Here is a 14259-nt window from a genome sequence, read left to right as displayed (position 1 = left end):
GAAGGAATAACATGGCATATAAAAAGAAAGCAAGACCTGTAGGTAGGCCTAAGTCTGAACCTCAGAGCGCTGCATCAATCATTACTAAAGCGCGAGAGCAGATGCAGCACACTCGTGACTTAAAACAAACCACTAGTCATCTAGAGGCAGAAGACACAGTTGCGAGAATGATGGATGAAAGTGAACTTAAAAACATAAGAGATAAAGACATCAAAGAACTGAAGCGTCAAGCTGAAGTCCTATGGGAATTACTGCAGGCAGAACGCTACGAAAAGGAGCAGAGTTCTTACGGCACAACTCAAAGCGACGAAGAGTTCCTCAATGCTCCGGCAGTTCAAGGGCAGATGACACGTGCTGAGTGGCTCAAGGAACACGAGCACCTCAAGCCGAAGCGTAAGAATGCACGGAAGGTCAAGAGTATCCGCGATATTAAGGAGAAGCACTATGAAAAGTATGGACTTACAACTGAAGTCACTGAGACAGCGGACATCGATGCACTTGAGAAAGAGTTAGAAAACAAGCTCATGGATGAAGCAATTGCTCAACGTAATGAAGAGCGTCGGGTAAACCCATTACTCAACAGAAGACAGCGACACCAGTCATTGCCTAACCGTCAGTTACCTAAGAAAGACTTCTGGATTTAGTGGATTTTATAGCCCACAGAAACGTATGACTAGCAGCATGCTAAAAAGAATATAGACTTTCAAAATATTATTATCAATATTTAGAAGATATATAAGAGCCAAGCGACTGCAATGTAGTCAACGCTAGGTATTAATACACATGCTTATGCAGTTTAGCGTGGCTTAGTTGAAACCTTATTGAGAATAGTTATCAATTAAGTTGTTAATCGCACACTTAAAACAAGCGACAACTCTTGTGGCCGACAAGTGTTTGAACAAACGGCAACTCCCGTTGAGGGTATTAACTTACGTTCTCAATAAGCCTTGACTCTTGAGAATGTAATTAGTAAATGCGCAGGGTTGAACTGATGTTGAAACAGTGAGTAACTGCCCTACTTAGTAACGCTTCAAAACTGCTGAAAGTTATAAGCACGAACGCCTGAACAAGCAGAGACAAATGAGTCAGCAGTTTTCAAGCAGCTAGAGGCAATCCATCCCGTGATCGACAACTACTGCCAGCACTAGAGGGAAGACATCAAAAAAGGCCCCCTTGCACGAGGACCTTTTCCTTTTGCGGATCCCGTTCTAAAGGTCGCCCGAGGAAGTTAATACGGATGTAACGGGATGTAAAGCACTAAACGCCATCGCCCCATACAGGTGTCGTCTGTTTCCATCCTTCTTTGTGTAGATGCTTCCACAGTTGTTCCGCTTGCTCTCTGCGTAAGTGGCGTCTGCTTTTAAGCAGTGCTGGCTCACCGTCAGGCATCCCTCTGCCGATATCAACAAAAACGCGGGGGTGACTGCCCCAAGACTTCTCGTCCCGATGGAACCGCCTAACCCAGTAGCCGTCTGGGTCTATCAGCCATCCGCTACCCACGCTTACGATGCAACTAATACAAATCTACTAGCGCCCTTAGCGTTCGTCAGCCCTCACCTCTGCCTATGAACCCAGACACCCAATACCTCTCGCATCGGCTTGATGCGATTGAGAAAAAGTTAGACACGCTCATCCAAGCGTCTGCTGAACGAGAGATGAACGAGTGGATAACAACCAAGGACGCACTGGCTCTGATGTCTGTAAGCGACCGCCAACTCACACGACTGATTAGTTCTGGCGTCATTCACGGCGAAGCAATCAGGAATGTCGGCACGGTTAAGTCTCCTCGCTATCGCTATCACCGCAGCCGCTTACTGAAACAGTGGCTTAAGCGAGCACCTCTTCCGCAATAGGCAGAAGAAGCACGCAAGGATGGGGCTAAATAGTTGCCGCATCCGTTGCCGACTCCCGTTACGGCAACTGTTTCTGCTCATCACCCAGACTCGTTGTAAACACTAGGGTTCTGTACCCATGGATTCAGCACTCAGCGCTGGCAACAAGGACTTGGCAAACGCTGAGCGTCCAAAATCTTCCATCTGCCTTAAAACAAGCGCCTAACTCCTTCGGCCAAAGATCTTTCGCAAGCGACTCGATGGATAATTTTTGATGGAGTTTTTTGTGAATGAGAAAATAGATTCAAGGTGGCTGCATCTTGTTCTGCTGGTTGCAACTATTGTTAGATATCTGTGCAGATTGTTTCTTTTGATGAAAATAGTTGTAACCTTAATGTGGGCGATTGCCTAAACGAAGTTATAGGCTTGCCTTTTGGGTGTGGATGTCGTCACTGTCAAGATTTGTTGTTTGAAATTTCGAATTTTTCTCTTTTGGTTTTCATCCTTTGTAAACATGCATTTCCAGAGTGAAATTCTGTTCGCTGTCTAGATCTATTTGATTCTGGAGCGTATAAGTTGTTTTGAAGGTTTAAGTTATTGTAGTATTGCTAATCTTGTTATTTCTAGTTGTCGTAATGGAAGCCAATCCTTTTGTGGGTATTGAAGGCTGCTTTGGAACTCTTTGTTGATGTCTGTAGGTTGCTGTATAGATCGATAGCTTTAAGGTGCTGATCCTTGGTGATGATGCCTTGCATATAGATTTGACAAATGCCTGAGAGGGTTGAGCTCAAAGCGAAGAATTCACAGAACTCTGTGTCTTCACGGCAAAGCTTTTCCCCCCGCTTTTCCCACTCACTGGTCTCACCCGCTATCACTGGTTAAGCCATTGCGAGAAGAAGCATTAGTCCAGTTTTTGGAGGGCGGGTCATCCTCAAATTCATTTTTCTTACTATACCCAATCTTCCTCTCACTTATTAATTTGGCTGAGAAGTTTGGTGGGTTCGAGATTAAAGAAAAGAGTTTGTGGCAAGGTTTTGAAAGAGCTCATGTTGTGAGGTGAATTTGCCATGCATCATGGTTAGGAGAGTGGATAGCATCTGCGCTTTTGCGTGAGTTCTGAATGCTTTGTTGTTTTTTTGTTCTGCGGTAGTCACAGCTATATGATTAACCATTCCTCAAAATTGTAAGTTGACTACTGCTTAGTGAATGTGGTGAATGATGCTTTTCTTGGTGCTCGTGTTGGTATAAGCATCCAGGAATTTTTGTTTAGAATTGTCATCACTCTCGTTCATGCATTGGTGATCGCGTCGTGGTGTCGCTTTTCCTGCTTTCCTACGTGAAATGACTCACGGCAAAGGGTCGCAACACGTCAAAATGTCGACATGAAAAATTTACTCTTCAAGCTCATTGGTCCGCTCTTTGCGGCCATAGGCGTTTTTGGTCTCGCGGGGTCAGGAATCATTTGGAATTTCTTGGGGCGTTCACTTGGTCTCCCCAGCACGATTGCCTCTCTTCTGTCATTGATGCTGGGGTTTGTGCTTCTCCGTCCGCTCTCTCGTACGCCGGCATCTCCTTCCACCTCAACCACTTCAACGTCTTCTCAGACGGAAACTCTTGTGGGGGACGTTGATGTCGACCCGACTGAAGCTGTTCCCGCCCAAGCACTGACAACAGCAGAATCAATTGCCCAAGAGCTAGCGGAATCGCAAAAATTGCTTGATGTAGCTCCTCAGGTTAATTTTGCACCAAAAATGTTGTTGCCAGGCCAGGGTTTGCCTACCCGGAAGCGTCGTCCAGGTGCATCGCTCAAGTGCTACAAAACCATGGCAGGCGAGTTATTTGTAACTAAATAACTCATCATGATCTCTCTTGTTGCTGGGGATGGCTGATATTTGTTTTATGTAGTCGATTCTTCATGATTGGTGATTGGTGATTGGTGATTGGTGGTTATTTTTTATTAACATTGCGACTTTATTTTTTGATTGGGAGTGATTGGTCTGTTTGCGGTAGATATATCCCTTTGCTTAAGGGCATTCGTTCAGAGAGAGAGATGGGTTCTTCGCTTTCAGGCATTTTTCGAATGTGTTGCTAAAGAGTATTTATGGTTATCAGCTCTTCGTTATGAAAGCGATTCTTCTATTTGCAGTTGCCACCATGGTGATAGGTCCCTGCGGGGGTGCCTGGGCCGGATCAGCGACTCAAGAGGCGATGGACGAAGAGGTTGCTACCAATAGGGCCTTATCCAAAGTGCCAGAGGGCAAAAAAGTAACCGGCACCTCATGCACATCGATTGAGATCGGCATGGGAGGCGAAACCTCTTATCGCTGTACAGCGACCTGGGAGTGAGCCCATAGCAAGGTGTGCGGCAAAAGTCTTTTTTGTCAGCGCGCTTAGGTTTTGCTGTGATCCTTTTGCCGTCCCGCCGTTTCTGCTAAGGCGGGGTTCCAAAGGATGGGATCAAGCACACCGAAATGATCCTGCACGATGAAGCATCCGTTTGGATCTGCTCGCTCCAGTAAGGAGCATTTGCGCAGACGCTGCGAAGGCATGATTGTAAGCAATCCTTGAGGGGCTTTAATACGTGTGCCGATGAGTGCTTGAGGCATGTTGGCGGGATCTAAAAATGCTGTTCTGCAGAATCACCTCAGAACAACTTGGGTGATGATGTTTGTCTGAATAGATGACATTGGATGCGCCGCTGTAGGTACAGATCATGCTTTTCGAGGTTGATCAGTAATAAAATTGTTTTGCTTTTTGCATCTTGCCTCTCATGCCCTCTTCATCCTTCCAGGATCCATCCTGTATGAGTTTGTTCTCATAGCCTTCAAATAATCGTTGCTTTGGTACGTATTTGCAAAGGCGTGAATGGACTTTTATTTTTTTGCTTGGATTGCTGGCTGTAAAATCCATCCTGGCTTTGTTCCATTCATATCTTTCTTTAACCGCCTTCAGTTTTTCTTTCTCGGTTCCGTGAAATTGAGAATGAGGCTCGGGGTGTTCGATTTCGAACTTTGAGGCTTCTTCTGCGATGTTTATGTTTGTTTTGTAAATTAGGACTCTGCCTTCGTCTTTCCACTCTTCACATCTTTCAAATGCGCGTGTCTTTGATGAAAAGAGGTCTTTTACTTGATCTAGGCTAAATCCGGATACGCCCATGATTGCGAGGATGAATAATAGTATTTTCATCGACTTCTGGCATCCCGTGTTTGATTTTATACTATACTCAAAGATGTGATTTTTGCTTATCCACTATTTTGTTGGCGTGAAGCTCTATAGCCTGGTTAAAGTCATATTACCTTTGGGGATATTTTTTTTGGGTGTTGTTATAGAAAGAGTGCTTCGTTTCTTAGGCTTTTCTCATTATGGCTTGATGAGGGTTGCTCTTGTGGCCGCTCTTGTTCTGTACGTTTTGCTTTCTTGGTGGATTCATCGGCTTGAGAATAAGTAGGTGGGGTATGGAGTCGATCGGTTCTGTCGCAATGAATTTGTTTAGTTGTTTATATTTTCATGAATTGTGGTTGTTGTCTGTTGAGCCTTAAAAAAACTGCTGGTGGCTGGACAGATCGGTTGTCTTTGCGGCCTTCTCGGTTTTCATTGCTTTTCAAAAAGGAACATTTGCTTCCGGATCAAGCGGATGAGTATGGGGTAAACCTGCTTGGCGAATCGATGCTGCTGCTGCAAGGTCAATCTAGATCACAAAAAAGCCGGCCCTAGAGGACCGGCTTGATGAATGGGATTTGAGTTTTTGTTTGAAATCGGAGCGGCGGGATTTGAACCCACGACCCCCACTACCCCAAAGTGGTGCGCTACCAAGCTGCGCTACGCCCCGTTAGAAGGAAGCTATCACAGCGCATTCCCCCCTTTGTTGAAGCGTGCAGACCGTCTCAGCAGGCGGTCTGTCAATTCGCTTCGGCTGTCGCTGCTGTATCCCCAAAGGCGCAAATTCTTGGCAAGGAGACGCAACTCACAGAGCGTCATCGAAGCCAACTGGAGCTCGGGCAGTGTGCGCCAGGCTCTGCTGGTCATCGGCATTGCTGAGCGGCTCGGGCGCTCATTCAAGGCAAGCGTTCCATCGGCCAGCCATTCAGGAATGAGCACAATTAAAACGGCAATCAAGCCATAAAGCTCTACCAATCCCTTAGGCAATGGGTGCAGCCGACGGCGCTGGCGTGAGTCAGGTGAAGGCTTCACAAACCTCTTCTAGGTGCCTTGGTGGATCTCAATAATCTAAGTTTCACATTCAAAACTCTGTTTGTGATCAAATCGCTAAGGAGCTTTCGCTGGGTGAGGATTGCTCCTTCCACAGCAACGGCTCCGCGTTGTTGTCATTCGGTCTCAGACTGAAGATCAAAGCGAACACCACAACGAGGGTGAAAGCAATGGCTGCCATGACGACCCTGTCTGGCAAGGCGTTGTTCATGGGTTTAGGCCTTCAGAGAAATGGGGCTGTTGTCACCGCGCAAAACACAGTGACTGATGGACCAGTCGTAGTGGCTCCAAACAGTGCTTGGGAGTTTGTAATTGGCACCAGGGAAGTCACCAAGCAAGACACCGCTTGGCATGGCAGAGCAATACGGCCTGCTGCCCGGCCTGGCCAAATATTGCTGGTGGTACTCCTCGGCTCTAAAAAACACTTGATCGGAAGCGATTTCCGTTGTGATGGCAGCATCACCTTGATTGTTTAAGGCTGCCTGGTACCAATCACGGCTTGCGATTGCCAGCTCTGCTTGCTGTTCCGTGCTGGTGTAGATCGCTGATCGATACTGGCTGCCTCGGTCGTTCCCCTGTTGATCGCCTTGGGTTGGGTTGTGGCATTCCCAAAACAGCTTGAGGAGATCACTGAAATCAATCGCCGACGTGCTCCAGACCACTCGCACCACTTCCGAATGGCCTGTGCGTCCACTGCAAACCAGTTCGTAGCTTGGATTCTCGACTTTTCCGCCTGCATAACCAACCGCTGTTGACACCACACCAGGCAGTCTCCAAAAGCCTTTCTCAGCCCCCCAGAAGCAGCCGCAACCAAACAGGGCCTCATCCTGATCGTCCATCAAAGGCGCATTCAGGGCAGTGCCAAGCACGACATGCCGCCCTTGATTGCTGGACGGCTGTGACGGTGTTGTCTGTCCGGTAAGCCAGGAGGGCAGCATCGCGATGAAGTAAGTGCCGAAACCCTAGGCACCTGATTTGGGTTCCAGTTGAATGTGGTTCAGCAACGTCGTGACAAAGGCGAATAGAAGAAAGGGCAAGCTCAACACAAGAATCAGCCCTACACCCACAAGCGCGAACAACGGCTTGGATGACCCCATCAGAGCCAGGCCAGAGGCCAAACTCACAAAAATCACTGCCATCCAGGCCAAAATCTGGCCGTAGATGTCGCCGAAGGTGAGGGTGCAGCGCACCGCGAAGGGAGAGCTGGAAGACATCGCTAAAACCTTTTGAACTAGCTAAGCCCCGAACGCCACATTTGTCGTGGCTTTATGGATAAGCGTTTCATGTTTCAAGCCACAGCATCCAAGCGTTCGGCAGCCTGCTCCCGCTCCCAAAGGCTGCGGTAGGGGCCCTTCACCGTGATGAGTTCGTTGTGATGACCTTGCTGGACGAGGCGTCCCTGCTCCAGAACAAGAATCCGATCGCAAGCCGCCGCTGCCGACAGCTGGTGGCTGATCATCACAATGGTGCGTTGCGTTTGACGACGGACAGACGCGAGAATTTCAGCGGCGGTGTTGTTGTCAACGCTGGCTAAAGCGTCATCCAGCACGAGCAACGGTGAGGTCATTAACAACGCTCTACCAAGAGCCGTCCGTTGCCGTTGGCCTCCACTGAGCGTGATGCCTCTTTCCCCTACCAAGGTGTCAAAACCATCGGGGAAACCCTTTACATCATCCAGAAGTCGGGCTTGATCAGCTGCTGCTTCCACCCGATCCATGCCTGCTTCTGGATCTCCATAGCGAAGGTTGTCGGCCAGGCTGCTTGTAAACAGGTAGCCCTCCTGGGGCACGAGTGCAATTTGCTCTCTGAGGTCCTGAAGCCGGAATTGGGTGAGATCGCAGCCATCCAAAAACAGCTGTCCTTCCGGGACTTCCACCATGCGACCCAGGGCTCGGGCAAGGGTGGTTTTTCCGCAACCAACAGGACCCACAACCGCCACCAATTCGCCTGGGGCAATCCGGAATGAGAGCCCTCTCAAGGTGTCTTGATCGCTTCCGTCATAACGAATATGCAAATTCCTTGCTTCTAATTCGCCCAGCATCTGTTCGTTAACAGCGACAGGCTCCAATGGATCTGCAGCACGGGGACGGCGCGAAAGGAGCTCCTCGACTCGTTCAAGGCTGACCTGACCCGTCTGAAAGGTGTTGAGTGTGAAGCCCAATAAGGCCGTTGGAAAGACCAGTCGTTCGACGTAAAGGATGAGAGCAACCAAGCTGCCGATGGTGAGTGCTCCTCGCTCCAACTGCCCACTGCCAAGGGCAATCAAGAGCAGCAAGGAGATGGAAGAAATCCCCTCTAAAAGTGGAAAAAGCGTGCTGCGGGTTCGAGCCAATCGAATGGCCGAATCCCGGTAATTTTGATTTCGTGTGCCAAAGGCATCCAGTTCCTGAGACTCTTGTCCGTAAATCTTGATCGCTGCAATGCCGGAAAGATCTTCTTGAATGAGTTCACTGAGACCCGACAAATCTTCCTGTTGGCGTCGCTGTTGGCGCATCATCCGGCCGCCAAACAAACGCACAGATCCGAGCATGACCGGATACAAGGCGATCGCTGCCACGGTTAGTCCTGGATCAATGGCCAACATCGCTGGGAGCGTGAAGGCGTAAGCCAAGACGGTGTTGGTCAGGCTGAGGACGGCAAAGCCAAGAAGCCTTCTAACGTTTTCAACATCGCTTGTGGCACGGCTAATAATTTCGCCGCTGCCGGTTTGTTGCACCCAGCCGGGTTCCTGCAGCAGCATTTGATCAAATAACTTTTGGCGCAATTCCACTTCAACTTGCCGCCCAACCCCAAACACCAACTGACGCGAAATCAGCCGCGCAATCCCCATGCTTGTGGCCAGCAACACGATGAAGCCGGCTTGACGGAGCACGTCGGAAATTGCGAACCCGTCTTGCAGGTCATCAATGACCCGTCTCACCTCAAGAGGGATGGTGACGCTGAGAATATTCACCACCACCAGCGTTAGGGCTCCCACCACAACCGTGCGACGGTGCGGACGCAGATAGCGACCGATTAAATCGAGACGGAAGGCGGCCATGCCTGGTGCAGAACAGCTATCAACCTAGGCATTCGTCTTGGTTAAAAGTTGGTCCGCAACCGCTGACTTCGAGAGTCATAGATAGTTACTTCTTTATGTGGTCAATTCCTGGTTTGTGGGTGATAGTGGAGATGTCCCCATCATCCGGCCCGGCGTGCATCTGCATACCGGGTTTTTTTTTGAGCAGACACTTCAATCGCGTTTCTTTCATGGTCACTGCATCAGCGTCCTGGCCCCAACTCCTTGAGCAGTTGTTGGGAGGGAACGTTTTGTCCAAGGAGGATGCTTCTGCTCTGATGGAGGCTTGGCTGGCGGAAGAGCTCACGCCCGTTCAGACCGGTGCATTTCTTGCAGCTTTGCGCGCACGCGACGTTCAAGGCACTGAACTCGCTGCGATGGCCCATGTTTTGCGCAAGGCGTGTGCGCTTCCAAACGCGACACCAAACCTTGCTCTGGTCGACACCTGTGGCACAGGTGGAGATGGGGCTAACACTTTTAACATCTCAACGGCTGTTGCCTTCACAGCGGCGGCCTGTGGGGCCAATGTCGCCAAACATGGCAACCGCAGCGCCAGTGGCAAGGTCGGCTCCGCCGATGTCCTTGAGGGATTGGGATTGCAACTCAAGGCTCCATTGGAAACAGTGGTTGGAGCCTTATCTGCCTCGGGAGTGACGTTCCTATTTGCTCCTGCATGGCATCCAGCACTCGTGAACCTTGCTCCGCTTCGCCGCAGTTTGGGGGTGCGAACGGTCTTCAATCTGCTCGGCCCTCTGGTGAACCCACTCACCCCGGAGGCGCAAGTTCTCGGTGTTGCCAAATCGGACCTGTTGGATCCGATGGCAGAGGCCTTGCAACAACTGGGGCTCAAGCGCGCCGTGGTGGTGCATGGCGCGGGAGGGCTGGATGAGGCTTCGCTAGAGGGAGCCAATCAAGTACGCATTCTTGAGAACGGAACGATTCGTTCCGATCAACTCAGCGCCTCTGATGTTGGCTTGACCTCTGCGCCCCTGGAGGCCTTAAAGGGTGGGGATTTGGTGACCAATCAGCAGATTCTTGAGGCGGTCTTGAAGGGTGAAGCTCCTGCTGCGCACCGGGATGCCGTTGCCTTGAACACCGCGCTGGTCCTTTGGGCTGCAGGCCTTCAGTCTGATTTGTCTGAAGGAGTGAAGCAGGCTTTGACAAGCTTGGGGGAAGGTCAGCCGTGGCATCGACTTGTGTCTCTGCGGGATGCCCTGGAAGGTCGCAAGGAAGAATGAGGAGGCCATGGCTGACACTCGCTTCTGCTAATGACCGCTCCTAACCCATTCACAGCGCGTCTGGTCCTGCAGGACGGCACGGTTCTCGAGGGCTTTGCCTGCGGTCGGCGCGGCAGCGTGATCGGCGAGGTGGTGTTCAACACCGGAATGACGGGATACCAAGAGGTCCTAACGGATCCGAGTTATTCCGGTCAGCTCATCACTTTTACGTACCCAGAAATCGGAAATACCGGTGTTAATCCAGATGATCAAGAGGCGGATCAGCCTCATGCCCGTGGATTGATCGTGAGGCAGATGGCTCCTCAGGCGAGCAATTGGCGGAGCAAACAGTCTCTTCCTGAATGGCTAGAGCAAAACGGTGTGATCGGAATTCATGGTGTGGATACCCGTGCTCTGGTGAGGCATCTGCGCGAATTGGGCCCCATGAATGGTGTGATCAGCAGCGACGGTCGCCCGCCTCTTGAGCTTTTAGAGGATCTCAAGCAAGCCCCCTCGATGGAAGGGCTCAACCTGGCTGATCAGGTGACCACCCCAACCGCGTACCGCTGGACCAAGTCCTGCAGCGTTGCTTTTGACCAACGGTTTCAAACGCGCCCTGAGCGTCCTTATCGGGTTGTCGCTATCGATTTCGGGATTAAGCGAGCCATTCTTGATCGATTGGTTAGCCACGGCTGTGACCTAACTGTTTTGCCCGCAAATACAGACCTCGATACCGTGCTCTCTCAAGAGCCGGAAGGTGTTTTCCTCTCCAACGGTCCTGGTGATCCAGCGGCTGTGCAATCAGGCATCACGCTGGCCCAACGTTTGCTGGAACATCGGCAGCTGCCGATGTTTGGGATCTGTTTGGGGCATCAAATTCTGGGGTTGGCCCTCGGGGGCACAACGTTCAAGTTGGCCTATGGCCATCGAGGCCTTAATCATCCCTGTGGCAGCACGGGTCAGGTGGAAATTACAAGCCAAAACCATGGCTTTGCTCTTGACGCTGGTTCATTGCCCGAGGACAAAGTAGAGGTGACTCATTTCAACTTGAACGACCGCACAGTGGCGGCATTTGCCCATCGGAATCAACCGGTGTTTGGCGTTCAATATCACCCTGAAGCAAGTCCAGGCCCCCATGATGCAGATCATCATTTCGCCCGCTTTACGGGCTTGATGGCAGATTGCCGTTGAATCTTGATCAGATCGTGGTGAGAAGCAGCCAATCTCCCTAGAATTTTGTCCAACAGAATTTCGGGGGATGAGTCCCATTACTGAACTGCAGCGATTAACCGTTTCGCTTCGGGGTGGCTTCGAGCAAAAGGGTGGCTGTGTGGTGTTTCATTTCACCGGTCAGCTTGATGCCTATTCCGAGAGTCAGTTTCTGACCTACGTGACTGATGTTTTGAAACCGAATAAGTCACCGGCCGTGATTGATCTCATCAAAATTGATTTTCTTGACTCGTCTGGCGTGGGTGTTCTTGTGCAATTTGCCAAACAATGCAAAGACTCCAAGCGACGCTTTGCGATTGTTGGCAATGCCCGCGTTGTTCAAACCGTCAAATTGGTGAAACTTGAGGAGTTTCTCCACCTATCGGAAGATCTCGATAAGGCTGTTAGCCAATTGGCAACTTGAGTGACTGGATTCGTTCTCAGTTGCCACAAGAGCCTGAGCGTGATCTTGGATCGTTACAGCTTGCTTGGCTTGGAGATGCTGTTTGGGAATTGCATCAAAGACTGAGGTTTTGCAAAACTCCAGGACGATCTCAGGATCTTCACCAAGCGGTCGTTTCTCTCGTCAGGGCTGATGCTCAGGCGGCCGCATTAGAGAAGCTGGATCCGTTTTTAACAGATCAGGAACGCGATTATGTAAGGCGTGGACGCAATCGGGCTGGCCGTGGACCCAAGCGAGCTGATGCCGGCGTGTATGGCAGAGCAACGGGATTTGAGACAATGATTGGCTGGCTCTTTTTGCAGAATCCGGCGCGGCTTGCGCAGCTCTTGGATCGACTTGAGGAGACCGACACCGCCCTGTCATAACCACCCCTGCTATGAGCTCACGATCCGATCGCCGCCCCCCCTCTGGCTCTGGCAGCGGCTCAGGTTCACGCGGTCGACGTCCGTTTCGTGATGGATCACCACCCATCCGTCGCGATGACAGCTGGGGGGGACGTCTTGAAAACGGAAACAGCGAGCGACGTTCCAGTGACCGTCGCCCCTCGGATCGGCGCTTCTCCGAACGTCGTTCTGGCGACGCGTATGGAAAGGACCGTCGACCGGCTTTTGATCGCCGCTCCTCAGATCGAAGACCCTCGGACCGACAGTTTTCCGACCGAAAGCCTTCTGACAGACAGTCTTCCGATCGCCGTTTTTCAGAGCGTCGGTTTGGGGATTCGGGATCCCCTGATCGCCGGCCTTCCTTCGAGCGTCGCTCGTCTGAGGGTCGCTCCTCTGAGGGGCGCTCTTCAGGAAATCGTTTTTCAGAGCGTCGCTTTAAAGATTCAAGCGCCAGTGACCGCCGCACTTCCTTCGATCGTTCCTCTGATCGTCCTAGCGGGGATCGGTCGTTGACGGATCGCTCCTCCTCAGACCAGTTTTCTGACAGTCGTCCGCTTGAAGGCTCTTTCAGCGATCAGCGTTTTTCCAATCGTCGCTTCAAGGATTCGGGCTCAACGGATCGCCGTCCGTCTTTTGATCGTCGCTCCTCTGACCGTTCTTACGGCGAGCGTCGAGCACGTTTTGCTGAGCGTCGTGGCCAGGCTGGGAGTGGTCAGGGTGGGAGTGGCGGTAAAAGATTTTCCCCACGTTTGGATGACAAGCCCCGTGGGGAGTCCAGTCCTCATGCCCCAGAGGCAGTGGCCGATGATTTGCTCTGGGGGCGTCATGCCACTCAGGCGGCGCTAGAGGCAGGCAGGCCCATTCATCGCATTTGGTGCACCTCTGAGCTGCGCAGTGCTTCGAAATTCCTTCAGCTGCTCAGAGATGCCAAATCGTCCGGAGTGTTGGTGGAGGAGGTCACCTGGGCCAGGCTTGGCCAGCTCACCGGTGGCGCTGTGCATCAGGGCATTGTTTTGCAAACGGCCGCAGCTGAAACCTTCGACCTCGGGGATTTGGTGAAGGGATGCAGCGCCTTGGACGAGGCCCCGTTGTTGTTAGCCCTCGATGGTCTGACCGATCCCCATAATTTGGGCGCCATTGTGCGTTCAGCTGAAGCGCTCGGAGCGCATGGCGTGGTCCTCCCTCAGCGAAGAAGTGCTGGCTTGACAGGGTCTGTCGCCAAGGTTGCTGCCGGTGCCCTTGAGCACTTACCCGTTGCTCGGGTCGTCAATCTCAATCGATCCCTTGAAACCCTGAAATCCTCTGGTTATCGGGTGATCGGCTTGGCTGAGGAAGGTGACCTCACCCTTGAGGAGGTGGATCTGGATGGCCCGCTGGTGATTGTGACCGGCTCTGAAGGGCAAGGGCTGTCGATGTTGACGCGTCGTCATTGCGATCAGTTGATCCGCATTCCCTTGCGAGGCGTCACCCCCAGCCTGAATGCATCTGTTGCCACAGCCCTTTGTGTGTATGAGGTGGCTCGGCGCGGCTGGATGAAGGGTCTCAAGGGACAGAACCCATCTCCACGAATCACCCGGCCCCAATTGGCTGGATCCGCTCTTGCAACGGCCCCTGCCAGCGCAGAGCCCGGCGACGCCCCCATCTCGGATCCGTCCCCAGAACAACCGGCTTCTCAACAACCAACTTCTCAACAACCTGCATCTCAACAAACCTCTGTCCAGATCTCAGATCAGCTGTCTGAGCAGTCTTCAGAGCAGTCTTCAGAGCAGTCTTCTGAGGAGGGTAAAGAGGGTTCCGTGGTCAATCTCGATTTAGGGCATGAGTCCGAAATGTCAGGAGCTGATGCTTTTGCAGTGAGTATTGATCTCTAATTTCGAGCAAATGTCTT

17 protein-coding genes and 1 tRNA gene are annotated in these 14259 nt (G+C 51.5%); 9 read left to right on the top strand and 9 right to left on the bottom strand.

Annotation, left to right across the window (positions count from 1 at the left end; all coding sequences use genetic code 11):
- Positions 1-101 precede the first annotated feature (101 nt).
- Complete coding sequence (locus SynROS8604_RS08945; protein ID WP_186543721.1) at positions 102-644, top strand: hypothetical protein; 543 nt, start codon at positions 102-104, stop codon at positions 642-644.
- A gap of 613 nt (positions 645-1257) precedes the next feature.
- Here SynROS8604_RS08945 and SynROS8604_RS08940 read toward each other — a convergent pair.
- Positions 1258-1500, bottom strand: coding sequence for a DUF1651 domain-containing protein (locus tag SynROS8604_RS08940; RefSeq protein WP_186543720.1), 243 nt, complete (start codon positions 1498-1500; stop codon positions 1258-1260).
- Between the two features lie 65 nt (positions 1501-1565).
- On the opposite strand from SynROS8604_RS08940, the gene SynROS8604_RS08935 reads away from it, so the two are divergent.
- The 3 genes from SynROS8604_RS08935 (at position 1566) to SynROS8604_RS08925 (ending at position 4178) form a co-directional block, all read left to right on the top strand.
- A complete protein-coding gene (locus SynROS8604_RS08935; RefSeq protein WP_186543719.1) occupies positions 1566-1853 on the top strand; it encodes a hypothetical protein in 288 nt (95 codons plus the stop codon).
- 1361 nt (positions 1854-3214) lie between these two features.
- On the top strand, positions 3215-3685 hold the full coding sequence (locus SynROS8604_RS08930; RefSeq protein WP_186543718.1) for a hypothetical protein: 471 nt from the start codon (positions 3215-3217) through the stop codon (positions 3683-3685).
- 301 nt (positions 3686-3986) lie between these two features.
- A complete protein-coding gene (locus SynROS8604_RS08925) occupies positions 3987-4178 on the top strand; it encodes a hypothetical protein (RefSeq protein WP_255444978.1) in 192 nt (63 codons plus the stop codon).
- A 44-nt stretch (positions 4179-4222) separates the two neighbouring features.
- On the opposite strand, the gene SynROS8604_RS08920 is transcribed toward SynROS8604_RS08925, so the two are convergent.
- The 8 genes from SynROS8604_RS08920 to SynROS8604_RS08885 form a co-directional block, all read right to left on the bottom strand.
- Positions 4223-4381: a hypothetical protein gene (locus SynROS8604_RS08920; RefSeq protein WP_186543716.1), complete on the bottom strand. Its 159-nt coding sequence runs from the start codon at positions 4379-4381 to the stop codon at positions 4223-4225.
- Positions 4382-4562: 181 nt separating this feature from the next.
- A complete protein-coding gene (locus tag SynROS8604_RS08915) occupies positions 4563-4988 on the bottom strand; it encodes a hypothetical protein (protein WP_222930087.1) in 426 nt (141 codons plus the stop codon).
- Positions 4989-5587: 599 nt separating this feature from the next.
- Positions 5588-5661, bottom strand: a tRNA-Pro gene (locus SynROS8604_RS08910).
- A 14-nt stretch (positions 5662-5675) separates the two neighbouring features.
- On the bottom strand, positions 5676-6023 hold the full coding sequence (locus SynROS8604_RS08905; protein WP_186543714.1) for a hypothetical protein: 348 nt from the start codon (positions 6021-6023) through the stop codon (positions 5676-5678).
- 67 nt (positions 6024-6090) lie between these two features.
- Complete coding sequence (locus SynROS8604_RS08900) at positions 6091-6252, bottom strand: hypothetical protein (protein ID WP_186543713.1); 162 nt, start codon at positions 6250-6252, stop codon at positions 6091-6093.
- Positions 6253-6256: 4 nt separating this feature from the next.
- A complete protein-coding gene (gene msrA, locus SynROS8604_RS08895) occupies positions 6257-6979 on the bottom strand; it encodes a peptide-methionine (S)-S-oxide reductase MsrA (protein ID WP_186543712.1) in 723 nt (240 codons plus the stop codon).
- Positions 6980-7003: 24 nt separating this feature from the next.
- Positions 7004-7255, bottom strand: coding sequence for a hypothetical protein (locus tag SynROS8604_RS08890; protein WP_186543711.1), 252 nt, complete (start codon positions 7253-7255; stop codon positions 7004-7006).
- 74 nt (positions 7256-7329) lie between these two features.
- A complete protein-coding gene (locus SynROS8604_RS08885; protein ID WP_186543710.1) occupies positions 7330-9081 on the bottom strand; it encodes an ABC transporter ATP-binding protein in 1752 nt (583 codons plus the stop codon).
- A gap of 209 nt (positions 9082-9290) precedes the next feature.
- On the opposite strand from SynROS8604_RS08885, the gene trpD reads away from it, so the two are divergent.
- From trpD to rlmB, 5 genes are all read left to right on the top strand, one after another.
- Positions 9291-10337: an anthranilate phosphoribosyltransferase gene (gene trpD, locus SynROS8604_RS08880; RefSeq protein ID WP_186543709.1), complete on the top strand. Its 1047-nt coding sequence runs from the start codon at positions 9291-9293 to the stop codon at positions 10335-10337.
- Between the two features lie 30 nt (positions 10338-10367).
- Positions 10368-11507: a glutamine-hydrolyzing carbamoyl-phosphate synthase small subunit gene (gene carA, locus SynROS8604_RS08875; RefSeq protein WP_186543708.1), complete on the top strand. Its 1140-nt coding sequence runs from the start codon at positions 10368-10370 to the stop codon at positions 11505-11507.
- A gap of 67 nt (positions 11508-11574) precedes the next feature.
- The gene (locus SynROS8604_RS08870) at positions 11575-11949 is read left to right on the top strand and encodes an STAS domain-containing protein (protein WP_186543707.1); all 375 of its coding nucleotides are present in this window, start codon (positions 11575-11577) and stop codon (positions 11947-11949) included.
- Positions 11946-12353, top strand: coding sequence for a Mini-ribonuclease 3 (locus SynROS8604_RS08865; protein WP_186543706.1), 408 nt, complete (start codon positions 11946-11948; stop codon positions 12351-12353). The genes SynROS8604_RS08870 and SynROS8604_RS08865 overlap by 4 nt, the downstream gene beginning before the upstream one ends.
- Before the next feature lie 11 nt (positions 12354-12364).
- On the top strand, positions 12365-14242 hold the full coding sequence (gene rlmB / locus SynROS8604_RS08860) for a 23S rRNA (guanosine(2251)-2'-O)-methyltransferase RlmB (RefSeq protein ID WP_186543705.1): 1878 nt from the start codon (positions 12365-12367) through the stop codon (positions 14240-14242).
- Positions 14243-14259 lie beyond the last annotated feature (17 nt).

The organism is Synechococcus sp. ROS8604, from assembly GCF_014279655.1.
In the GTDB taxonomy this organism is placed as follows: domain Bacteria; phylum Cyanobacteriota; class Cyanobacteriia; order PCC-6307; family Cyanobiaceae; genus Synechococcus_C.
This window is presented reverse-complemented; position numbering and strand designations above follow the sequence as displayed.